We start from the raw sequence: 21,219 nt of genomic DNA, 5'->3' as shown, positions 1-21,219 counted from the left end.
GGGTCAGCCCGCATACCCTTCGATGATGTGCATATCACCCGTCGAGACCAGATCGCGAAAGGCCTTGGCGTCTTGATAAGCCACGGAATCATAGCAGGCTTTGGCGGTTTCGAAATCCTTGAATTCAAGGACAACAGTGCGGGCCCGGAAGGCGCCTTCGCGGACTTCCCGCTCGCCGCCGCGGATCAGAAATTTTGCATCGTATTCTGCCAGAACAGGACGGGCAGCGTTGATATAGGCCTGATAGCGCTCCATGTCGCGCACATCCACATGGGCCACCCAATATCCCTTAGGTGCTGTTTCGTCGGGCATGGGCTGCAGCCTCCCTTGTTCTTATGGTTGCGGGCAGGCTGATACAAATCTTCTGCAAAGACAATGGGGTGGTTGTCAGGAAATTCCCCGTATTTCTGGAAATGCGTTTGGTTTCAATAAAATGCGGCAAGAAGTGAAACGCCCACCGGACAGGCGGGCGTTTCAGTGTAGCTTTACAACAGGATCAGCCGATCTCGGCCAGGCGCGCCAGCGCCTCCTTGACCTTGGCTTCCTCTTCCTCGCGCGCGGCCAGGTTCGCCTTGGCTTCCGCAACCACGTCTTCGGGCGCGGAGGCCGCGAATTTCGGGTTGTTCAGCCGTCCGCGCAGGCCGCCCAGCTCTTTGGTGAGCTTGCCCAGGGTTTTCTCCAGCCGGGCCTTTTCGGAGTCCACGTCGATCACGTCAGCCAGAGGCAAGCCAAAGGATGCACCCGGTGCGGCCACGCTTGCGCAGCCTTTGGGGAAACTCTCCACCTGTTCCAGGGCGGTGATGCGGGCCAGTTTCTGGATCATCGCCTCGTTCTTCTCCCAGGCCGAGCGGGCCTGATCGGAGAACTCAGTGACCACCATTGGTATCTTGGCTCCTGCAGGCACATGCATCTGCGCGCGGGTGGAGCGGATGTTTTCAATCGCGGTGATCACCCAGTTCATCTCGGCGTCAGCCTCGGCGTTGATCAGTTCAGGGCCGTAGGCGGGCCAATCCGCGTGCACCAGCATCTTCTCGCGCTTGGCGGTGTTGCCCCACAGCTCCTCAGTGATGAAGGGCATGATCGGGTGCAGCAGGATCATGCACTGGTCCAGCACCCAACCCAGCGTTTGGCGGGTCTCGGCGATCACCGCCTCATCCTCGGAGCCGAACAGAGGCTTCGACAGCTCGATGTACCAATCGCAGACCTTGCCCCAGACAAAGGCATAAAGCGCATTGGCCGCGTCGTTGAAACGGTAGGCTTCCAGTGCGGCGTCGACCTCAACCCGCACCTTGGCGGTCTCGCCTACGATCCATTGGTTCACGGCCGCCTTGGCGTCCGGGCAGGCATAGGCCGGGACGGTCTCGTCGTAGACGTTGTTGAAATGGGCAAAGTTCACCGCATTCCACAGTTTGGTGCCGAAGTTCCGGTAGCCCTTGAGCCGCTCCATATCCAGTTTCAGCACACCGCCAAGCGCGGCCATAGCAGCGGAAGAGAAGCGCAGCGCGTCGGCGCCGAATTCGTCAATGATCTCGAGCGGGTCGACCACGTTGCCGGTGGATTTCGACATCTTCTTGCCCTTGGCGTCCCGCACAAGGCCATGCAGGTAGACGGTATCGAAGGGGATGCGTTCCTTGACCGGCAGGCTGTCGTCCAGCACCGCCAGCTGCATCATCATCATCCGGGCGACCCAGAAGAACAAAATGTCCTGACCGGTGACCAGGGTCGAAGTCGGGAAATATTTTTGGGTTTCCGCTGTCCACTCCGGCCAGCCCAGCGTACCGATCGGCCAGAGACCGGAGGAGAACCAGGTGTCCAGTACATCGGGATCGCGCTGGAGCGCGATAACACCGTCCAGCGTGCGCGAGATCGGAGACGCATCTGTTTCGCGCTGGTAGGCATGGCTCAGAAACTCGATCTTCCAATCCGCCCCGTAGTAGTCAGCAGCCATCCGCTCTGCTTCTTCGGCGGACGCGGCGCAGAAAGTTACCTGGTCCTGAACCACAAACGGGGTCGCTCCGTCGTGTTCCTTGAAGGCGGCAATCTGGTCCTTGCTTGGCCCGTACCAGACGGGGATCTGGTGGCCCCACCACAGCTGGCGCGAAATGCACCAGGGCTCGATGTTTTCAAGCCAGTGGTAATAGGTTTTCTCGCCGCTTTCCGGCAGGATCTTCACATCGCCGTTGCGGACGGCGTCCAGCGCCGGGCCGACAACCTTTTCGGCGTCCACGAACCACTGGTCGGTCAGCATCGGCTCAATCACAACCTTGGAGCGGTCGCCAAAGGGCTGCATGATCGGCTTGTTCTCGACGAAGGGCTCCCGGACTTCGACGTCTTCGCCGGTCTCGGGATCGGTTTTGGTGACCGTCTTCATCACCGCCAGCCCCTCGCTGGTGATCTGCTCCACCACCCGCTTGCGCGCTTCAAAACGGTCCCGGCCGCGCAGGTCGTCCGGCACCAGGTTGACGGTGTCGGCCTCGTTTGCGGACAGGGTCTGCTCGCCCTTGGCCACCGCCATGGCTATGCCCGCCGCCTCGGCATAAGGCGCGCCGTCTGTCCGCATTGCACCCTTCATGTCCATCAGGCGGTACATCGGAATGCCTGCGCGACGGGCGACCTGATAGTCATTGAAATCATGCGCGCCGGTGATCTTCACCGCGCCGGAGCCAAAGTCCTTATCCGGGTACTCGTCAGTGATGATCGGGATCAGACGGCGGTGCTCCTTGGGGCCGACCGGGATTTCGCACAGTTTGCCGACGATGGGCGCATACCGCTCGTCCGAGGGGTGCACGGCCACCGCACCGTCGCCCAGCATGGTCTCGGGCCGGGTGGTGGCGATGGAGATATAGTCGCGCTCCTCCTCGAGGGTCACGTTGCCGTCTTCGTCCTTTTCCACATAGGTGTAGGTGGCACCGTTCGCGAGCGGGTATTTGAAGTGCCACATGTGGCCCGCAACCTCAATGTTCTCGACCTCAAGGTCGGAAATCGCGGTCTCGAAATGCGGGTCCCAGTTCACCAGCCGCTTGCCGCGGTAGATCAGCCCCTTGTTGTACATTTCCACAAAGACCTTGATCACGGCATCGTGGAAGTTGGGAGAGTTTTCGTGGCCCGTTCGGGTGTCGCCCGCAGCACCTGCCATGGTAAAGGCGGTGCGGGAGAAATCGCAGGAAGCACCGAGGCGTTTCAGCTGTTCAACAATGGTGCCGCCGGATTTTTCCTTCCATTCCCAGACCTTTTCCAGGAACTTTTCGCGGCCGAGTTCCCGGCGGGACGGCTGCTGGTTCTTAGCCAGCTCGCGCTCCACCACCATTTGCGTTGCGATGCCTGCGTGGTCTGTGCCCGGCTGCCAAAGGGTGTCGTATCCCTGCATGCGTTTCCACCGGATCAGGATGTCCTGCAGTGTGTTGTTGAAAGCATGGCCCATGTGCAAGACGCCGGTGACGTTCGGCGGCGGGATCATGATGCAAAAGGTGGAGGCTTCAGGCTTGGCGTTGGCGCCTGCCTTGAAGCAGCCAGCCTCTTCCCAGGCCTTGTAAAGGCGGCTTTCGGCTTCGGCCGCGTTAAATGTCTTTTCCATCGCCATGCGCTAGGTCCTGCGTGCGTGTCATTTCGGGTCGGGCTATCCCTTACCGAAAGGGGCGGCAAAGGGAAAGTGCCCTGTGGCGCGGCAGCTGGCAGGCAAAGCTTTCGTGTGCCGGAAGATGCGGTTTTCCGGGAACCAAAGGCAGGCTGCGGCGTTGAACTTCCACTATGCACCCCGCTGTACCGCTGGGTGTGCTGGATTTCAGGCGCCCGCGGCGGGCGCCGCACCCAAAGCCGCCCGGCCCCTGCTGACGCGCATTCCGCGGTATGGGCCGGGCGCACGATTTTCACTCTCCGCACGGAATTTAGGGGCCTTCAGCCCGTGTTCCAAATCTTGCGCCGGCGTTCCTTGACCATTTCATTGCCCTCTTCGGTGCCGTCATGAAAGGTGTTGAACCACTCATCCCAGGGTGTCTCCCAGGTGCCGTAATTGCAGTCAAAGAACCGGTGGTGCAATTGGTGGAAGAAATCGCCGACCAGGAATTTGGCCTTGTTGCCGAGTTTCAGATGCTCGAACCCTGCGTGCGAGGTCGGGGCGCCGATGCCGTGGTGGAACAGTAGGAAGATCGCCAGCACCGGATGCCCCGGCAGCAGGAAGAAGATCATCGTGTCGAACATCAGGAAAAAGCTCTCCACTGGATGCATCGCCAGGCCGGACCAGGGGCCGGTGTTGATGTTGCGGTGATGCCAGGCATGCACCTTGGTATAGAGCACACCCACATGCAGCAGCCGGTGCAGCCAGTAGAAGTGAAAGCCCGCCCATATGGGGATGAAGATGGTCATCAGAACGAAAGTGACGGGATCTTCCTCAAGCGTGATCATGGTGACCCAGCCGTTGGCATAGGCGTAAAGGATCAGGCTCTCCCAGAAGGTCCAGAAGGTGAGTGCCGGGCCAAGGGTCCAGAACATGTTGTCCCAGACCTGGTTCTTGAAGGTGAAGACCTTGGCGCCTTTCATCATCGGGCGCATGTCATAGCGGTATTCATCCGCTTGCGTCCGGTACTTCCAAAGCGCCAGATGCAGCCCGCCGGCCACCACCATCAGGATGCAGAAATTGCGGAACCAGATTTCAGCCACCCAGTCCCAGCTGAAGGTGGCGATGCGGTCAAGCGGCGGGGTGAAGAAAGCCCAGGTAACGATGGCGAAACCCAGCAACAGTGCCCGCAGCGCCAAAGGGTTCCAGCTCTGCAGCAGGTACTTGATCGAGGCCAGCGGCCTTAAAGGCCAATCCCAATAGGGGGAGGTCTGGATCGGAAGCGCGGGGGTGAAGTTCCAAATCTTGCGCTTGGGGCGCGGCGCATTGGCGGGACTGGTCATGTCTCGTCTCTCGTCTGGCTGGTGGTGCGGCTGCTGCCGTGGGGGCTGTTCGCTGCCATGAACCCTAGGGGAGGGGTGGAAAATCCCAGCACGGTATGTCTTGCCGGTGAGGGTAAGTTTTGCTTAGCCTTACTGCATGGCGACCCGGATTCCCTCCCTGAACTGGCTGCGTGTGTTCGAGGCCGCAGCGCGCACTGAAAGCTTTGCCCGTGCGGCGGCGCAGCTGAACATGTCGGCTGCTGCCGTCAGCCAGCAGGTAAAGGCGCTGGAGACGCAGCTGGGCACGCCGCTGTTTCACCGGCATGCCCATGCGGTGACGCTGACAGAGGCCGGGCGGGCCTATCTTCCCTCGGTCCAGCAGTCGCTGCTGATGCTGGAAACCGCCACCACCGGCCTGTTCGGGGAAAGCCGCGAGCAGCGGCTGTTTGTGCAGTCGGTGCTGCTGTTTGCACACGGGGTGCTGGCACGCCGGCTGCCGGAATTCCAGGCCGCGCATCCGCAGGTCAGCCTGGCGCTTAGCACCGGCAATATGGCGGCGGATTTTGCCAACCAGTTTACTGACTTGCAGATCGTCTTCGGCAACCCGTCACTGTTCGGGACCGAGGGTGACGAACTGCTGCGCGAGGTGCTCTATCCGGTGGCCCCGCCAGAAATTGCTGCGCAAATCCCTTCTCCGCAGGATCTCTTCCGTTTTCCCTTGATCGAGGTGTCCACGCATCGGGCCAGTTGGGTGCAGCTGTTCGAAAGCCTGCGTCTGCCGCACGGTCAGGCACGTTATTTCTTTGCAGATAATTCGCTGATGGCGGCAGAGCTGTCGGCACAGGGGATGGGGATTGCGCTGGCACGCGCCCCGGCTTCGGATGCTGTGGTGAAGGCCAGCGGGCTGGTGCGCTGCCTGCCGGAGGTGGAAGTGCAGGGGCAGGAGGCCTATCACCTGATCTACCCGGATGGTGGCGCTCTGCGTCCCGCTGCAAAACTGTTCCGGGACTGGCTGCTGGATTACGTGGCAGCCGTCTGAGCCTTACTGCCCGGTGCGGTCCAGTTTGGTGGCCAGGTGGATCAGGCTTTCGGAGGAGCGCACACCACGGGCCTCCGCAATTCTGTCGATTGTGTCGTCCAGTTCTGCGGTGCTTTGCGCCACTACCTGCGCCAGCAGGTCAAAGCGTCCAGAAGTTGTGTGCACCACCTCCACCCCAGGCAGGCTGCGCAGGCGTGCCAGGACTTCCGGCCCCGATCGCGGCTCAATCGACATCAGCACTGTGGCCTGCAGCGGCGGGCGGGCAGCTGAAGAGGTCTTGAGCGTGTAGCCGGTGATTACACCTGTGGTTTCCAGCCGCTCGATCCTCGCCTGAACTGTGGTGCGGGCAAGGCCAAGCTGGCGGGCAAGCTCCGCCACCGGGCGGCGGGCATTCTCGCGCAGAAGGGTGACAAGGCGCTGATCTGTTTCGTCGGATTGCATAGGATGCCTGCGATGTGACGGTTGATTTCGGCACTATAGTAAATATGCCGACCGAAATCGACGAAGAATTCGCGGAAAATATGTAAAACGAATGAGGGTTACCCGATGCAGCAGATTCCTCCGCTCTGGCTTTCGCCTGAATCCCACCTTTCCCGCAGCGCGCCGGATCACCCGATCCTGTATTTCTCGCCGCGTGTCCTGCATGAGGTGGCGCGGCGGTTCCGGGCGGGCTTCCCGGGTCTGGTGACCTATGCTGTCAAGGCAAACCCGCATCCGGCGGTTTTGTCCAATCTGGTAGCGGCAGGGATCACCGCATTTGACGTTGCCTCGCCCGCGGAGATGGAGGCGGTGCGCGCCGCCAGCCCGGATGCGGTGATGCATTACAACAACCCGATGCGTTCAGAGGCGGAGATCGCTGCTGGCATCGAACATGGCGTTGCCAGCTGGTCGGTGGATGAACTGAGCGAGCTGGAGAAACTGGACGCGGTGCCGCGCGCCTGTGAAATCGCGGTGCGCTTCGCGCTGCCGATCGCAGGCGCGGCCTATGATTTCGGCAGCAAGTTCGGCGCTGAACCTGAAGAAGCGGTTGCGCTCCTGAAGCAGGTCGCCGCCCGGGGCTGGACACCGGCGCTGTGTTTCCACCCCGGCACCCAGTGTGAAGACGAAAGCGCCTGGGTCGAGTATGTCCACGCGGCCAAGCGGATCATCGATCAGGCCGGCGTGAAAATCGCCCGTCTGAACGTCGGCGGCGGATTTGCCGCCAACCGCGATGGCGTGGCGCCGGATCTGGAGAAGGTCTTTGCCGCCATCGGCGCGGCGACGGATGCAGCCTTTGGCGACGAAAAGCCCAGGCTGATCTGCGAGCCGGGCCGGGCAATGGTTTCCGAAAGCTTCACCCTTGCGGCGCGCATCAAGGGGATGCGCAAGGCGGGCGAGGTGGTGTTCCTCAATGACGGAATTTATGGCGGGCTTGTCGATATCCGCGACATGGGCCTGCCAGGCCGGGTTGAGGTTGTCGGCTCGGATGGCAAACGCCGTGCTGGAGAACGCAAGCCGCGGGTGGTGTTCGGCCCCACCTGCGACAGCCTCGACCGGCTGCCGGACGGGCTGCCGCTGCCCTGCGATGCCGCCACCGGCGATTATGTCCTGTTTCCGGGACTGGGCGCCTATTCCTCTGCCATGAGCACGCAGTTCAACGGCTATGGGCTCAGTGACGTGGCGACGGTGATTGAGCTGGCTGGACAACCGGCCAGCTAAGGGTACTCTCGCCCCCGGACAGCCAGTCAGCGCGGACAGGGGGCGAGCATGGACAAATTCGGGAAAAGCCAGCCGGTAAAACGGGTCGAGGACGTCAGGTTCCTGACCGGGCAGGGCAACTACATCGAAGATGCCGCCCCGGCGGGTGCCTTACGCGCCTGGGTGCTGCGCAGCCCGGTGGCGCATGGGGTGATCACGGCGCTGAACACCGAGGATGCGCTGGAAGCGGAAGGCGTCCATGCAGTGATCACCCTGGCGGATCTTGAGGCCGCGGGCGTCAACGTCTCCATGGACGGCACCACGGTCAAGAACCGGGACGGCTCAGACGGCGCCTCGCCCGAACGCCCCATGCTGGCCCGCGACCGGGTGCGTTACGTCGGGGAGCCGGTGGCTGTGGTTGTCGCCGAGACACTGGATATGGCCCGTGACGCCGGTGAGCTGATTGAGCTGGAGATCGACGACCTGCCGATTAAGCTGGACCTGATGCCCGGCGGCGAACCGCTGCACCGCAGCGTGCCGGACAATAAGGCCTTTGACTGGGGCATGGGGGATGAGGCGGCTACGGCTGAGGCCTTCCGCACCGCCGCCCATACTGCCGCCCTGCAGGTTGAGGACAACAGGGTTATCGTGAACTCAATGGAGCCGCGCGGCTGTTTCGCGGAATGGCAGGACGGACGGCTGTTTTTCAGCTTTGGCGGGCAGGGCGTATGGATGATGAAGTCCCAGCTGGCAGCCAAACTGGGACTGGAGGAAAAGGACGTCCAAGTTGTCATTCCCGATGTGGGCGGAGGTTTCGGAATGAAAGCTTTTCCCTATCCGGAATATTTTGCCGTTGCCCATGCCGCACGGATGCTGAACCGGCCGGTGTTCTGGATTGCCGACCGCACAGAGGCGATGCTGAGCGACAATGGCGGACGCGATCTGACGTCGCTGGCAGAGCTGGCTTTTGACGAAGACCTTAAGATCACCGCATACCGGGTCAGCACCCGCTGCAATCTCGGCGCTTACAACTCCCATTTCGGGCAGCCGATCCAGACCCAGCTGTTCAGCCGGGTGCTGGCCGGTGTCTATGACATCCAGACCGCTTGGCTCCAGGTGGAGGGGATCTATACCAACACGACCCAAGTGGACGCCTACCGCGGCGCCGGGCGGCCTGAGGCGATCTATGTGCTGGAACGGGTGATGGACCGCGCGGCGCGCGAATTGGGCGTTGACCCGCTGGAGCTGCGGCGGCGGAACTTTATCAAGCCGGCAGCCTTTCCCTATGGGACCGTGACCGGGGAGACCTATGACGTCGGCGACTTCGATAAGATTCTGAGCCGTGCGGCAGAAGAGGCGGATCTGAAGGGATTCGCAGAGCGCCGCGCCGAAAATGGTAAACGCGGCAAGTACCGGGGCGTTGGGGTCTGTTACTATATCGAAAGCATTTTGGGCGATCCTTCAGAAGGCGCGGAAGTGGAGTTTCTGGAGGATGGCCGGGTGAACATCTATGTCGGCACGCAAAGCAACGGGCAGGGGCATGAGACCGTCTATGCCCAGTTCCTTGCCGACCAGAGCGGTATCCCGGCGGAAATGATCCAGGTGATCCAGGGCGACAGCGACCGTATTGCCCAGGGCGGCGGCACCGGCGGTTCGCGTTCTGTCACCACCCAGGCCAACGCGACGCTGGCTGCAGTGGAAACGATGATTTCCGCCTTTACCCCGTTCCTTGCGGAAGAGATGGGGGTGGAAGAGGATACCGTCGAGTTTGACGGTGATACCTTCCGCGCACCGGGATCCAACTTGACCCCATCCATGCTGGAAGCGGCAGAGATGGCCCGCGCGCAAGGCCGCACCGATCTGCAGCGTCACGCGGCGCGGGCCCGGCTGCCGGGGCGCTCGTTTCCGAATGGCGTACATATTGCCGAAATTGTTATCGATCCGGAGACTGGGCAAGCAGACGTGGAGCGCTACACTGTAGTTGACGATTTCGGTAATCTGATCAACCCGATGCTGGCCGAAGGCCAAGTGCATGGCGGGGTGGCGCAGGGGCTGGGACAGGCCATGCTGGAGCGGGTTGTCTACGATGAGGACGGGCAACTGCTCACGGCTTCGTTCATGGACTATGCCTTGCCGCGGGCCAGCGGCGTCCCCATGATTGGTTTTACCTCCGAGCCGGTGCCTTCGACACAGAACCCGATGGGGATGAAGGGCTGCGGCGAGGCGGGCACCGTCGGTGCGCTGGCAGCAGTTGCAAATGCGGTGCAGGACGCGGTCTGGGACCGCGGCGTGCGGCAAGTGGACATGCCGTTCACCCCGCTGAGGATTTGGGAAGTGCTTAGGGATGTTTCTGAAGCAGCTGAGTAAGAGGGTTTTAGGGTGGCTTGGACGGCCGCTGCGCTCGGAGCATTCCGGCGAAACCAAGCTGCGCGGGCCGCATGCCCATGTGATCATCCTGGATGGCACCATGTCGACGCTGGAGGCGGGCCATGAAACCCATGCGGGGCAGCTGTACCGGCTGTGCCAGGAAATGGGCGGCCAGGTGTCGGTCTTCTATGAATCCGGTGTCCAGTGGAAGGGATGGGGCAGCGCCCCCGACGTGATGATGGGGCGCGGCATCAACCGGCAGATCCGCCGCGCCTACGGCTATCTTGCCTCCCGTTACCGTCCCGGCGACCGGATCTATCTGTTCGGCTATTCCCGCGGTGCCTATGCCGTGCGCTCTCTGGCCGGTGTTATTGACCGGATCGGCCTGTTGAAACCCGAACATGCCACCGTCCGCCACATCCGCACGGCCTACCGTCACTACCGGCTGAACGGGCGCTCCAATTCCGGGGCTGCCTTTACCGCCGCCCATTGCCACGACGCGGTCGAGATCGAGATGGTGGGCGTCTGGGATACGGTCAAGGCGCTGGGCCTGCGGCTTCCGCTGCTGTGGCGCTGGGCGGAACGGCAGCACAACTTTCACAACCACACCCTGGGTCCGCATATCAAAAGCGGTTATCACGCTTTGGCGCTGGATGAGACACGCGATGTGTTCAGGCCGGTGCTTTGGGATTGCCCAAAGGGCTGGAACGGCCATGTGGAACAGGTCTGGTTCCGCGGTGCCCATGGCGATGTCGGTGGTCAGCTGGGCGGCTATGAAGACGCGCGGCCGCTGGCCAATGTGTCACTGATCTGGATGCTGGAGAAAGCCGAGGAACGCGGTCTGCCGCTGCCGCTGGACTGGCGTATGCGGTTCCCGGTTGATCCTAAGGCGCCCTCTGTCGGCACCTGGCAGGGCTGGGGCAAGATCTTCCTCCTGCGCAGCCGCCGCCGGGTTGGTCTGGACGCCAGCGAACGTTTGCACAGCAGCGTCGGTGCAGGCAAGCAGAAAGCGTCCGCCGCGGGCGGTTGGCTGGCCAGGTTTTCCAAGACTTGAAGGCGGCGGGCCGCGGCCGGACAGCAACGGCAGATCTGGCAAGCCCGGTGAGGCTGTGGCGCTACCGGACGGCAGCTTGGCGCTGCGTCAGTTCTCGTCCCAGCCGCTTCAGGGAATGCGACACAATCAGTTTGTGCGCCGGGCGGACGGGCAGCATGTAGATGCGGCCGAACAGGTTGTGAGTTTTCACTGATGAGGTGATGCTCAGCACGCCGCTGTTGCTGGTGACGCAGGTCATGACATCCAGATGCCGGTCCCGTACCGTAAGAGTCAGGATCTGATCCGAGATCGCTTCCACCAGAAAGAAATCCAGCTTGTCGCCGGCCGAAACATTCTGACGCTGCCGCCCGGAAAACCCGCCGATCCGTCTGACCCCGAACAGGGCTGAGATAGCGTCGCGCAGCCGGAAGGCCAGTTTCATGCCGGGCAGTGGCTGCTGGTGCATGATGTTCCAGGCTTCAAGCGGAGTGACCGGGGCCGGCAGAACCAGCGACTGGGTGTCCAGGAAATCCAGCTCCCTGGCCGGGGCGAGAACCTGGATGCGGGCGGTCGCTGCGCGGGCGAGGCTGTTTGGCGGCATAACCTGCCTTTCTGCGGGTTTTTGATATTCTTGCAGTTACTTAGGCAGAAAGCCGCCGCAGGCAAGGGGACGGGAACGGCCCAAGTGCTCAGCGCGGGGCGATTTGCATCACAATGCAGGTGGTGGAGCCGGTTGCGTAGAGCTTGCCGTCCTCCAGCCCGCGGATTTCGCCATGCGCCACGCCGGTGGAACGGCCCACATGGTCGATGCTGCCAGTGCAGTTGATGGCGGTGCCCAGCGGGATCGGCCGCAGAATATTGATCTTGTATTCCAGCGTTGTGTAGACGGCGCCCAGCGGCACCTTGGTCATCACTGCGCAGGCCATTGCGCTGTCCAGCAGTGTTCCGTACCAGCCGCCATGCACGGTGCCCATCGGATTGCAAACATGAAATTCCGGCGTGCCTCGGAACACCACCTGGCCGTCCTCGACACTGTGCAGATAATAGCCCAGGGTTTCGGCAATCGGCGGGCCGGGCAGGCGGCCTTCCAGGATCCCCCGCATGAAATCGAGCCCGGATATCCGGGCGATCTGATCGATTGTCAGCAGGTCAGAGGGGTGTTTGGCATAGAACATGGCGCGCGGGTCCTTGGCGGTCAGATGCCGCCATTAGAAACCGCGCGCCTTCCGGCGCAACGCTTACGCCACGTTCTGGAGCGACACTTTGGGGGTGACACCCAGGGCAAAGCAAACGTCGCGGGTCAGCTCCGGCCGGTTCAGCGTGTAGAAATGCAGCTTGTCAACACCGCCCTCCAGGAGGTCGGAGCAGAGTTCAGTGCAGATGGCTGTCGCCAGCAGTTCCTCGCGGCCGTCCCGCAGGGCCTTGTCAAAGGCATTCTCGACCCAACCGGGAATGACGGTGCCGCAGCGCTTGGCAAAATTCCGGGCGCCTTTCCAGTTCTCAATCGGCAGGATGCCGGGGGTCAGTTTGTCCCCGTCGATCCCGGCCTTCTCGCAGGCGTCGCGGAAGCGGAAGAAGGTTTCAGCCTCGAAGAAGAACTGGGTCAGCGCCTCATCCGCACCGGCATCCAGCTTGCGCTTCAGCCATTCCACATCTGCTGCCTGATCGGCTGCGTCCGGGTGGCGGTCCGGGTAGGCGCCGACCTTGATGCTGAAATTGCCGCGCGCCTTCAGCCCTTCAATCAGCTCAACCGAATTGGCAAAACCTTCGGGGTGCGGGGTGAACTTGCCTTCTCCCTTGGGCGGGTCGCCGCGCAGGGCCACAATCTCGGTCACGCCTGCCTCGGCAAACTGGTCCGCGATCTCAAGCGTTTCCGCCTTGGAGGCATTCACGCAGGTCAGATGCGCCGCCACATTCAGACCAGAGGAATTGTGCAGCGTGGCCACCGCGTCGCGGGTCAGGGTGCGGGTGGTGCCGCCGGCGCCATAGGTGACGGATACAAAGCGCGGACCCATCGGAGCGAGGACCTGCACGGTGTCCCAAAGCCGGAAGGAGGCTTCGAGATTTTGCGGCGGAAAGAATTCAAAGGAAATCTTGGGCGTCGTCATGCTCGGGGTCTCTCGCTAGGTTGATGTCACCTCTTGTTGCATGCGCAGCAATGTGAGACAATTTCATAATACTCAAGATTAACATGAGCGATCTTATAGGATGCATATTGAATTCCGCCATCTCCGCACCATTAAGGCCATCCATGAGGCCGGCGGTCTGGCCCGCGCTGCCGAGCAGCTAAACATCACCCAAAGCGCGCTGAGCCATCAGGTGAAGGGGTTGGAGGATCAGGCAGGCGTTGAGCTGTTCATCCGCCGTTCGAAGCCGATGAAACTGTCGCCTGCAGGTTTGCGGCTGCTGCGTCTGGCGGATCAGGTCCTGCCGCAAGTGGAAGCGGCGCAAGCGGAATTCTCCTCTTTGCGCGACGGCAACACCGGCCGGATGCACATCGCCATTGAATGCCATGCCTGTTTCGAATGGCTGTTCCCGGTTCTGGAAGGCTTCCGTAAGAACTGGGGCGATGTGGATGTGGATATCCGCCCGGGTCTTGCCTTCGACGCGCTGCCAGCACTGCTGAAGGAGGAGGTGGATCTGGTGGTCTCTTCCGACCCGGAGGACATCAGCGGCATCGAATTCATCGAATTGTTTGATTACAAACCTGTTTTTGTCGCTTCAGCGCAGCATCCTCTGGCAGAGAAACCTTATGTGGAAGCCGAGGATTTCATCGGCCAGAACCTGATCACCTATCCGGTGGACAAGGTCCGGCTGGATGTTTTCAGCCAGCTGCTGATCCCAGCCGGGGTGGAGCCTGCCTCGATCCGGCAGGTGGAGCTGACGGCGGTGATCCTGTTGCTGGTCGCCTCCAACCGCGGGGTGTCGGTGCTGCCGGACTGGGTGGTGCGGGAGGTGAAGTATTCCTCTGACTATGTGACCCGGCCGCTGACCAAGTCCGGTATAACCCGCAGCCTCTATGCGGCGATCCGCACGGAGGACCGCGGGAAACCCTTTATGCAGGAGCTGATCCGCCTGGCCAAGGTCGAGGCGCGCAAGCTGCAGCATCAGTAGATCCTCCAGCCGGGAAAGGCGCGGAGCGGCCTGCGCCGTTCCGGCGCCGGTGCCCGCTCCGCGCGGTTGCGTGATCCGGCATAGGCCGGTCCCTGGTTCAGACCAGTTTGACGATCTGCTTGCCGGTATTGCCGCCCTGCATCATCGCCAGGAAGGTCTTGGGGGCGTTCTCCAGCCCCTCGGCAATATCCTCCAGATACTTGATGTCCCCGCTGGCAATTTTCGGGGCTACGTCACGCAGGAACTCGCCATAACGGTTGTAGTGGTTGAAAATGATGAAGCCGTTCACGGATAGAAACTTGGTCAGCACTGAACGCCAGATGGCGGGGGCCGTCAGATCGGTCTCGGCGCTGTTGTACCAGGCGATCATGCCGCAGACCGGGATGCGGCCAAAGTTGTTCATCAGGGGCAGCACCGCCTCCAGAACCTTTCCGCCGACGTTTTCATAATAAATGTCGATACCGTCCGGACATTCCGCGGCCAGTGCCTCACTCAGCGCTTCGCCACTGTCATAGGCGCGGTGGTCGAGGCAGGCGTCAAAGCCAAAGGTCTCCACCGCCAGCTTGCATTTGTCCGCGCCGCCCGCGATGCCGACAACCCGCAGGCCCTTCTGCTTGGCAAGCTGGCCGACCATGGAGCCGACCGGGCCAGTTGCGGCGGCAACCACCAGGGTTTCGCCTGCCTGCGGGCGGCCATAGGCATCCAAGCCATGCCATGCGGTAAACCCCGGCATGCCGAGAACGCCAAGCGCGGTGGTGAGCGGAGCCAGATCCGGATCCAGCTTGCGCAATTCAGAGGCCTTGGCGCAGGCGTGGCTGGCCCAGCCGAACATGCCCAGGGCAAAGTCGCCGGGCTGGAAGCCGGGGCTGCCCGAGGCGATCACCTCACCAACGCCGCCCGCCGTCATGGTCTCCCCGATCTCTACCGGAGGGGCATAGGATTTGCCGGCGTTCATGCGCCCGCGCATATAAGGATCCAGCGACATATAGTGAACTTTTACAAGCACTTCTCCATCACCGGGCTGGGGCAGGTCCACACTCTCAAATCGGAAGTTTTCCTCGCGGGCCTCTCCTTCGGGGCGGCTGGCCAGCACGATACGCTGCATCTGGTCGGGCATGGGGGCACTCCTTGTTCTGTTTGCACAGAAGTGTGAGCGTCCAAGCGGCGGAATTCAACCGGGCCAGCCGCAGTAACCAGGCGTCACGGCTGTTGGCCGCTTTGGGGCATAACCCCTTGGCAACGGCGGGCTGGGCGCGTATAGGCACGGCTTGACCCGGCATCTCCCCGACGTGACAGGATTCTGCAGACATGATTGGCAGCGCAAACCTCAATGTGATGATCAAGGCCGCCCGCAAGGCAGGCCGTTCCCTGGTGAAGGACTTCCGCGAGGTGGAGAACCTGCAGGTGTCGATGAAAGGCGCGGGCGACTTTGTCTCCAAGGCCGACATCGCCGCCGAGAAGATCATCAAGGAAGAGCTGCGCAACGCCCGCCCGACCTATGGCTGGATCGCCGAAGAGGGCGGCGAGATCGAAGGTGAAGACCCGACCCGCCGCTGGATCGTCGACCCGCTGGACGGCACCACCAACTTCCTGCACGGGCTGCCGCACTGGGCGATTTCCATCGCGCTGGAGCACAAGGGCAAGATCGTCGCCGGCGTGGTCTATGACGCCGCTAAGGACGAGATGTTCTTTGCCGAGAAGGGCGCTGGCGCCTGGATGAACGACACCCGTATCCGCGTCTCCGGCCGCCATCGGATGATCGAGTCGATCTTTGCAACCGGTGTGCCGTTCGGCGGCCGCGCCGACCTGCCGCTGACGCTGCAGGACCTGGCCCGCCTGATGCCTGCCTGCGCCGGCGTGCGCCGCTGGGGCTCGGCCGCGCTCGACATGGCCTATGTGGCTGCCGGCCGCTACGAGGGCTTCTGGGAGCGCCGCCTGAATGCTTGGGACCTGGCCGCAGGCATCATCATCGTGAAAGAGGCCGGCGGCCTGGCCGAGGCGATCGACCCGGAAGCGGGCATCATCGACAGCGGCTCGGTGGTTTGCTCGAACGAGCCGATCTTCGAGAACTTCGCCAAGGTGATCCGCGGCTGAATTGGCCCGGAACTATGAGCATTGGAAACGCGGCTATTGAGCCGCGTTTTTTTGTCGGCGGTGCTGCCCGGCCTGCGGGCAGGATCACTGATCTGACGGATGGTTCACCCCGTCATTCCAGGGGATCTCCCCATAGGTATCAGGGTGCCTCCGCGGATTGGCGCCCTTAATGCACCCCAGATTGACGCCGCATTCGTTTGGATCAGAGCGGCGCTGGTGGTGGGTGTAGATGCCGCAAGTCTTGCAGAAGTAGTGCTTCGCGGTGTGGCTGCCCCAAGTGTAGAGGCTGAGGCTCTCCCGTCCTTTCAGCACCTTGAGGCTGGCGGTCAGGGCGGTCACGGCAGCCGCTCCACGGCGGCGGCAGAAGGAACAGTCGCAGCGCGCAGCGGAGGCGAGACCCTCGGGAAACTCCGCCTCAATCTCAACGGCGCCGCAGTGGCAGGTGGCTTTCAAATGTGTCACGGCTATTCTCCTTGCTTGGCAAGTTTTGAGTAAAACCTTCGATAATTCCCCGTAATTTTCTCCGGAGCAAATCTACCATTACCTGACCCCGATGCCCGTCGGGGTGGCGGCCTGCGTGTTAATCAGTAGCCTGTTCCCATGGTTCCGCAGGCCGTCTTGATACTTCCTTTCTGGAAACAAATACCGGAGGGATCGGTGCTTCATTTCCCCCACGGTCCAGGATTGCGCTTCTTGCGCGGCAGTTTGGGGATGCGGCTTGCGGAGTATTCGTACTCATTTTCAGGATGCGGCGGGGTGCCATGTGTTCGGTCCCAGAACGCCGGGCCGCCGCGGCGCAGCCACAGCGGCAGGCACAGGACCAGACCGACCGCAAAGCCGCCCGCATGGGCCCAGTAGGCGACGCCGCCCTGATCGGGATCAGAGCCTAGCCCGCCGAAGAATTGCATCGCCAGCCATGCTCCCAGCATCACGAAGGCGGGAATGGTGAAGATGCGGAAATAGATGATCAGCACCAGCAGGATGTCGACCCGTGCCTTTGGATACATCAGCAGGTAACCGCCCATCACACCCGCGATTGCGCCGGAGGCACCGATTGTGGGCACCATCGAGCCTGGTGCGGACAGCACATGGATCAGCCCGGCGCCAAAGCCGCTGAGGAGGTAGAACAGAAGGAAGGGCAGGTGGCCCATCTCCTCCTCCAGGTTGTCGCCGAAGATCCACAGGAACAGCATGTTGCCGCCCAGATGCATCAGCCCGCCGTGGATGAACAGGGAGGTGAACAGCGTCTCATACCCGTAGCCGTGACTTATCTCGGCCGGGACAACGGCATAGGCGTCGTAGAAATACTGCAGGGCGCGGGGCGAGACGTAGCTGGCAGAATAGTAAATATAGGCCAGGATATTCGCGGCTATCAGCGCATAGACGACATAGGGCCTGCGGCCGGACGGATTGTGGTCGCGGATCGGAAACATGGGGGAACGCTGGGCCGGAAACGGCCCAGCGTCAAGTGCTTAGCACGCAAAGCTCAGGCCATGCCGCCCAACAGCTGCGCGTTGCCGCCCGAAGCAGTCGTATCGACGCAGACATGGCGTTCGGCCAGCACGCGGGCGCGGTCGGGCTTGCCTGGGATCAGCGGTACGATCGCGCCGTCGCGATTGGCAAGAGCCTGTTCGATCTCGCGCCCCGTCTCCTCTTCGCCCCACCACAGCACACCGGCAATGCCCTGGATGCTCTCCAGCTGGCTGAGGTCCAGCAGGCCATGTGCCTCAATCGCGGTGCCGCCGAGGCTGATCACCTCCCTCGCTTGCGCAGCAGCGGCCTCGGCACCGGGCCCCATGCACAAGAGCGGCGGGCGGGCAGAGACGGTCAGGCGGTTCGATTCACCGGTCGGGCCGGGCAGGGAGGTGGTGACAGGCTGGCTGGGCACGCCGCTGGGGGCCTGCAGCTCTGTGATACCGCTGTCCCAGTCGCTGGCGCTGGACTGGCGGTCCGGTGCGCAGAACCGGCTGAGGTAGAGCGGGCCGCCAGCCTTGGGGCCGGTGCCCGACAGGCCCTCGCCGCCGAACGGCTGGCTGCCGACGATGGCGCCGATCTGGTTGCGGTTCACATAGATGTTGCCCGCATGCACCCGGTCGCAGACATGCTGCACCCGGTCGTCGATCCGGGTGTGCAGCCCGAAGGTGAGGCCATAGCCGGTCGCATTGATGTCGGAAATCACCTGATCCAGCTGCTGAGACTTGAACCGTGCCACATGCAGGACCGGGCCGAAGATCTCTTCTTTCAGATCGCTGATGCCGGATACTTCGATCATAGTGGGCGCAACAAAAGTGCCGCCCTGCGGCGCGCGCATTTCCTTCAGCACCCGGCCCTCGGCTCGGGCCTTGCCGACATGGGCCAGAATGCCGGCGCGAGCGCCTTCGTCGATCACCGGACCGCTGTCTGTCGACAGGTTCCATGGGTCATCCAGCTGCAGGCAGTCCATCGCGCCTTTCAGCATTTTCAGCACGTTGTCGGCAATGTCGTCCTGCAGATAAAGGCAGCGCAGCGCCGAGCAGCGCTGGCCGGCCGATTGGAACGCGCTTTCGATCACCGCCTGCACTGCCTGCTCCGGCAGCGCGGTGGAGTCGACGATCATCGCGTTCAGCCCGCCGGTTTCCGCAATCAGCGGCGCCCCCGGCTGCAGGTTGCCGGCCATTGCCTTGCGGATGCGCAGGGCGGTGGCGGTGGAGCCGGTGAAGGCCACGCCATTGACGCGCGGATCTGAGGTGATAGCGGCGCCAACCACGCTGCCGCGGCCAGGCACCAGCTGCAGGGCGCTGCGCGGCACACCTGCCTCATGCATCAGCTGCACGGCACGGTGAGCAATCAGTGGCGTCTGGTCGGCGGGTTTCGCCAGCACGGCGTTGCCCGCGGCCAGCGCGGCTGAGACCTGGCCGGTGAAGATCGCCAGCGGGAAGTTCCACGGCGAGATGCAGGAGAAGATGCCCGCGGGGAGCGCATCGGGAATGCGCGCCGCATAGTAGCGCAGGAAGTCCACCGCCTCGCGCAGTTCAGCCACTGCATCGGGAATGGTCTTGCCGGCCTCGCGGGCCAGAATGGCAAACAGCTCGCCGAAGTTTTCCTCATAGAGGTCGGCGGCCTTGTTCAGGATCGCGGCGCGCTCCGCTGCCGGCGCATCCCAAGGGTCTGCCAGCGCCAGCGCCAGTTCGATATCCTCGGGGCTGCACTGGGCGACGGTGCCCACGACGCTCTGGTCGGTGGGGCTGGTCACGTCCTTGGCGTCTTCCCGATCGGCAACGCCCGCCAGCAGCGGTGCGGCCTGCCACTGGTGGCTGCGCCAGGGCGCGCGGGCCTCTTCGATCCTGGCCAGGGTCGGCGCGTGGCCCAGATCGAACCCATTGGAGTTAGGGCGCTCCGGCGCGTAGAGTTCCGGCCCGGTCGGGATCTTGCGGGACACATCTGCGATGGCCTCAAACGGGTCCGCGGCGACAACTTCGGGCGGCACATTGTCATCTACGATCTGGTTCACAAAGGAGGAGTTGGCGCCGTTTTCAAGCAGCCGGCGCACCAGATAGGCCAGCAGGTCGCGGTGGGCGCCGACGGGCGCGTAGATCCGGCAGTTGGTCTTGTTCTGCTCCAGCACCATCTGGTGCAGGGTCTCACCCATGCCATGCAGGCGCTGGAATTCATACCTCTCATTGCCGATGCCCTCGGCCATATGCAGGATGGCGGCGACGGTGTGGGCGTTATGGGTGGCGAACTGCGGATAGATCCGGTCGGTCATCCCCAGCAGCTTGCGTGCGTTGGAGATGTAGGACACATCGGTCAGCGGCTTGGAGGTGAAGACCGGGAAGCCGTCCACACCCTCGACCTGGGCGCGCTTGATCTCGGTGTCCCAATAGGCGCCCTTGACCAGCCGCACCATGAAGCGGCGGTCATATTTTTCGGCCATTTCATGCAGGGCATCAATTGCCAGGCCGGTGCGGGGGCCATAGGCCTGCACCACCACGCCGAAACCGTCCCAGCCGGCCAGCGCCGGGTCAGAGACCACGGCCTCGATCACTTCCAGCGACAGCGACAGGCGGTCTGCTTCTTCGGCATCGACGTTCAGGCCCATATTGGCCGCTTTCGCCAGCAGTGCCAGCGCCTTCAGGCGCGGCACCAGCGCTTCCATCACACTGTGCTCATGCGCCAGCTCATAGCGCGGATGCAGCGCCGACAGCTTGACCGAAATGCCGGGGTTCCTGCGGATATCGTCGCTGTTGCAGGCGGCTGCAATGGCGGAAATCGCCTTGGAATAGGCCAGGTGATAGCGCGACGCGTCAGCCTCGGTGCGGGCGGCCTCTCCCAGCATGTCGTAGGAATAGGTGTAGCCCTTGGCCTCCATTCCGGCGGCGCGGTTCATCGCGCCTTCGATGGTTTCGCCCAGCACGAACTGGCGGCCCATCTCCTTCATCGCGCGGCTGACGGCGGTGCGGATCACCGGCTCGCCCAGGCGCTTGATGGCGCCGCGCAGCGCACCGATCGGGCTGCGCTCCTCGTCCAGCACCTTGCCGGTCAGCATCAGGGCCCAAGTGGAGGCGTTGACCAGGGATGAGGTCGATTTGCCCAGGTGCTTGCCCCAGTCCGACGGTGCGATCTTGTCTTCGATCAGCGCGTCGATGGTGTCTGCATCCGGCACCCGCAGCAGCGCTTCGGCCAAGCACATCAGCGCAACGCCTTCATCGGTGGAGAGGCCGTATTCGGCCAGGAACACCTCCATCAGCCCCGGCGCCGAATGGCCGCGGATATCCCGCACCAGCGCTGCGGCGTTGGCGCAGATTGTCTTACGGTCAGCATCGGTGAGGGCGGCCTGGGCCACCAGCTGGTCGCGCATCGCGGTTTGATCGGCATAGGTGCCGGCGTCGATCCGGTAGCGCAGCTTGGTTTGAGCGGTCATGCGGGGAACTCCACAAAAGGTGTGCAGGGCTTTTGTTAAGAATACACCCTTTCGAAAAGGACAATCGCCTGAAGATGTGGTAGACGCAGGTCGAATGAGTGAAATGTGAGCCTGGGAAAG

The 21,219-nt window shown here is 62.6% G+C and carries 17 protein-coding genes; 6 read left to right on the top strand and 11 right to left on the bottom strand.

Going from position 1 to position 21,219, the window contains the following annotated elements:
* Positions 1–3 precede the first annotated feature (3 nt).
* The 3 genes from N6L27_RS21995 to N6L27_RS21985 form a co-directional block, all read right to left on the bottom strand.
* The gene (locus tag N6L27_RS21995; protein ID WP_271909571.1) at positions 4–312 is read right to left on the bottom strand and encodes a DUF1330 domain-containing protein; all 309 of its coding nucleotides are present in this window, start codon (positions 310–312) and stop codon (positions 4–6) included.
* A gap of 184 nt (positions 313–496) precedes the next feature.
* Complete coding sequence (locus N6L27_RS21990) at positions 497–3,580, bottom strand: valine--tRNA ligase (RefSeq protein WP_271909570.1); 3,084 nt, start codon at positions 3,578–3,580, stop codon at positions 497–499.
* Positions 3,581–3,894: 314 nt separating this feature from the next.
* Positions 3,895–4,896 (bottom strand): sterol desaturase family protein, encoded by a 1,002-nt coding sequence (locus tag N6L27_RS21985; protein WP_271909569.1) that lies wholly within the window; start codon positions 4,894–4,896, stop codon positions 3,895–3,897.
* Positions 4,897–5,032: 136 nt separating this feature from the next.
* Between N6L27_RS21985 and N6L27_RS21980 the strand changes: the two genes are divergently transcribed.
* Complete coding sequence (locus tag N6L27_RS21980; protein ID WP_271909568.1) at positions 5,033–5,914, top strand: LysR substrate-binding domain-containing protein; 882 nt, start codon at positions 5,033–5,035, stop codon at positions 5,912–5,914.
* Between the two features lie 3 nt (positions 5,915–5,917).
* Here the strand turns inward: N6L27_RS21980 and N6L27_RS21975 are convergent, their stop codons facing one another.
* Positions 5,918–6,355 (bottom strand): Lrp/AsnC family transcriptional regulator, encoded by a 438-nt coding sequence (locus N6L27_RS21975; RefSeq protein ID WP_271909567.1) that lies wholly within the window; start codon positions 6,353–6,355, stop codon positions 5,918–5,920.
* A gap of 105 nt (positions 6,356–6,460) precedes the next feature.
* Here N6L27_RS21975 and N6L27_RS21970 point away from each other — a divergent pair, with 105 nt between their 5' ends.
* From N6L27_RS21970 to N6L27_RS21960, 3 genes are read left to right on the top strand one after another with little or no spacing between them, the layout of a single operon-like run.
* Positions 6,461–7,612 carry a type III PLP-dependent enzyme gene (locus tag N6L27_RS21970; protein ID WP_271909566.1) on the top strand — a complete coding sequence of 384 codons (1,152 nt, stop codon included), beginning with the start codon at positions 6,461–6,463 and terminating at the stop codon, positions 7,610–7,612.
* A 48-nt stretch (positions 7,613–7,660) separates the two neighbouring features.
* Positions 7,661–9,958 carry a xanthine dehydrogenase family protein molybdopterin-binding subunit gene (locus tag N6L27_RS21965; RefSeq protein ID WP_271909565.1) on the top strand — a complete coding sequence of 766 codons (2,298 nt, stop codon included), beginning with the start codon at positions 7,661–7,663 and terminating at the stop codon, positions 9,956–9,958.
* Positions 9,936–11,012, top strand: coding sequence for a DUF2235 domain-containing protein (locus N6L27_RS21960; RefSeq protein ID WP_271909564.1), 1,077 nt, complete (start codon positions 9,936–9,938; stop codon positions 11,010–11,012). The genes N6L27_RS21965 and N6L27_RS21960 overlap by 23 nt, the downstream gene beginning before the upstream one ends.
* A 61-nt stretch (positions 11,013–11,073) precedes the next feature.
* Here N6L27_RS21960 and N6L27_RS21955 read toward each other — a convergent pair whose 3' ends face one another.
* From N6L27_RS21955 to metF, 3 genes are all read right to left on the bottom strand, one after another.
* Complete coding sequence (locus N6L27_RS21955; protein WP_271909563.1) at positions 11,074–11,592, bottom strand: DUF2867 domain-containing protein; 519 nt, start codon at positions 11,590–11,592, stop codon at positions 11,074–11,076.
* Positions 11,593–11,680: 88 nt separating this feature from the next.
* Positions 11,681–12,166 carry a PaaI family thioesterase gene (locus N6L27_RS21950; protein WP_271909562.1) on the bottom strand — a complete coding sequence of 162 codons (486 nt, stop codon included), beginning with the start codon at positions 12,164–12,166 and terminating at the stop codon, positions 11,681–11,683.
* Between the two features lie 63 nt (positions 12,167–12,229).
* Entirely contained in the window at positions 12,230–13,099 is an 870-nt protein-coding gene (gene metF / locus N6L27_RS21945) for a methylenetetrahydrofolate reductase [NAD(P)H] (RefSeq protein WP_271909561.1), read from the bottom strand.
* 100 nt (positions 13,100–13,199) lie between these two features.
* On the opposite strand from metF, the gene N6L27_RS21940 reads away from it, so the two are divergent.
* Positions 13,200–14,105, top strand: a complete 906-nt coding sequence (locus tag N6L27_RS21940; RefSeq protein WP_271909560.1) for a LysR family transcriptional regulator — start codon at positions 13,200–13,202, stop codon at positions 14,103–14,105.
* Between the two features lie 97 nt (positions 14,106–14,202).
* Here N6L27_RS21940 and N6L27_RS21935 read toward each other — a convergent pair whose 3' ends face one another.
* Positions 14,203–15,222 carry an NADP-dependent oxidoreductase gene (locus tag N6L27_RS21935; RefSeq protein WP_271909559.1) on the bottom strand — a complete coding sequence of 340 codons (1,020 nt, stop codon included), beginning with the start codon at positions 15,220–15,222 and terminating at the stop codon, positions 14,203–14,205.
* A gap of 191 nt (positions 15,223–15,413) precedes the next feature.
* Here N6L27_RS21935 and N6L27_RS21930 point away from each other — a divergent pair, with 191 nt between their 5' ends.
* Positions 15,414–16,199 (top strand): inositol monophosphatase family protein, encoded by a 786-nt coding sequence (locus N6L27_RS21930; RefSeq protein ID WP_065266592.1) that lies wholly within the window; start codon positions 15,414–15,416, stop codon positions 16,197–16,199.
* 84 nt (positions 16,200–16,283) lie between these two features.
* Here the strand turns inward: N6L27_RS21930 and N6L27_RS21925 are convergent, their stop codons facing one another.
* From N6L27_RS21925 to putA, 3 genes are all read right to left on the bottom strand, one after another.
* On the bottom strand, positions 16,284–16,661 hold the full coding sequence (locus N6L27_RS21925; protein WP_271909558.1) for a GFA family protein: 378 nt from the start codon (positions 16,659–16,661) through the stop codon (positions 16,284–16,286).
* Between the two features lie 200 nt (positions 16,662–16,861).
* The gene (locus N6L27_RS21920; RefSeq protein ID WP_271909557.1) at positions 16,862–17,632 is read right to left on the bottom strand and encodes a rhomboid family intramembrane serine protease; all 771 of its coding nucleotides are present in this window, start codon (positions 17,630–17,632) and stop codon (positions 16,862–16,864) included.
* Between the two features lie 53 nt (positions 17,633–17,685).
* On the bottom strand, positions 17,686–21,099 hold the full coding sequence (putA, locus tag N6L27_RS21915; protein WP_271909556.1) for a bifunctional proline dehydrogenase/L-glutamate gamma-semialdehyde dehydrogenase PutA: 3,414 nt from the start codon (positions 21,097–21,099) through the stop codon (positions 17,686–17,688).
* Between the last annotated feature and the right edge of the window lie 120 nt (positions 21,100–21,219).

It is taken from the genome of Leisingera sp. SS27, assembly GCF_028368855.1.
In the GTDB taxonomy this organism is placed as follows: Bacteria; Pseudomonadota; Alphaproteobacteria; order Rhodobacterales; family Rhodobacteraceae; genus Leisingera.
The sequence above is the reverse complement of the archived record's forward strand: the minus strand, read 5'-3'. Positions and strand labels throughout refer to the sequence as shown.

Coding starts and splice junctions, on each gene's coding strand:
- N6L27_RS21990 (WP_271909570.1), bottom strand. CDS start 3,580: ATGGCGATGGAAAAGACATTTAACGCGGCCGAAGCCGAAAGCCGCCTT.
- N6L27_RS21935 (WP_271909559.1), bottom strand. CDS start 15,222: ATGCCCGACCAGATGCAGCGTATCGTGCTGGCCAGCCGCCCCGAAGGA.
- N6L27_RS21930 (WP_065266592.1), top strand. CDS start 15,414: ATGATTGGCAGCGCAAACCTCAATGTGATGATCAAGGCCGCCCGCAAG.
- N6L27_RS21980 (WP_271909568.1), top strand. CDS start 5,033: ATGGCGACCCGGATTCCCTCCCTGAACTGGCTGCGTGTGTTCGAGGCC.
- N6L27_RS21950 (WP_271909562.1), bottom strand. CDS start 12,166: ATGTTCTATGCCAAACACCCCTCTGACCTGCTGACAATCGATCAGATC.
- N6L27_RS21940 (WP_271909560.1), top strand. CDS start 13,200: ATGCATATTGAATTCCGCCATCTCCGCACCATTAAGGCCATCCATGAG.
- putA (WP_271909556.1), bottom strand. CDS start 21,099: ATGACCGCTCAAACCAAGCTGCGCTACCGGATCGACGCCGGCACCTAT.
- metF (WP_271909561.1), bottom strand. CDS start 13,099: ATGACGACGCCCAAGATTTCCTTTGAATTCTTTCCGCCGCAAAATCTC.
- N6L27_RS21920 (WP_271909557.1), bottom strand. CDS start 17,632: ATGTTTCCGATCCGCGACCACAATCCGTCCGGCCGCAGGCCCTATGTC.
- N6L27_RS21960 (WP_271909564.1), top strand. CDS start 9,936: ATGTTTCTGAAGCAGCTGAGTAAGAGGGTTTTAGGGTGGCTTGGACGG.
- N6L27_RS21965 (WP_271909565.1), top strand. CDS start 7,661: ATGGACAAATTCGGGAAAAGCCAGCCGGTAAAACGGGTCGAGGACGTC.
- N6L27_RS21985 (WP_271909569.1), bottom strand. CDS start 4,896: ATGACCAGTCCCGCCAATGCGCCGCGCCCCAAGCGCAAGATTTGGAAC.
- N6L27_RS21995 (WP_271909571.1), bottom strand. CDS start 312: ATGCCCGACGAAACAGCACCTAAGGGATATTGGGTGGCCCATGTGGAT.
- N6L27_RS21955 (WP_271909563.1), bottom strand. CDS start 11,592: ATGCCGCCAAACAGCCTCGCCCGCGCAGCGACCGCCCGCATCCAGGTT.
- N6L27_RS21975 (WP_271909567.1), bottom strand. CDS start 6,355: ATGCAATCCGACGAAACAGATCAGCGCCTTGTCACCCTTCTGCGCGAG.
- N6L27_RS21970 (WP_271909566.1), top strand. CDS start 6,461: ATGCAGCAGATTCCTCCGCTCTGGCTTTCGCCTGAATCCCACCTTTCC.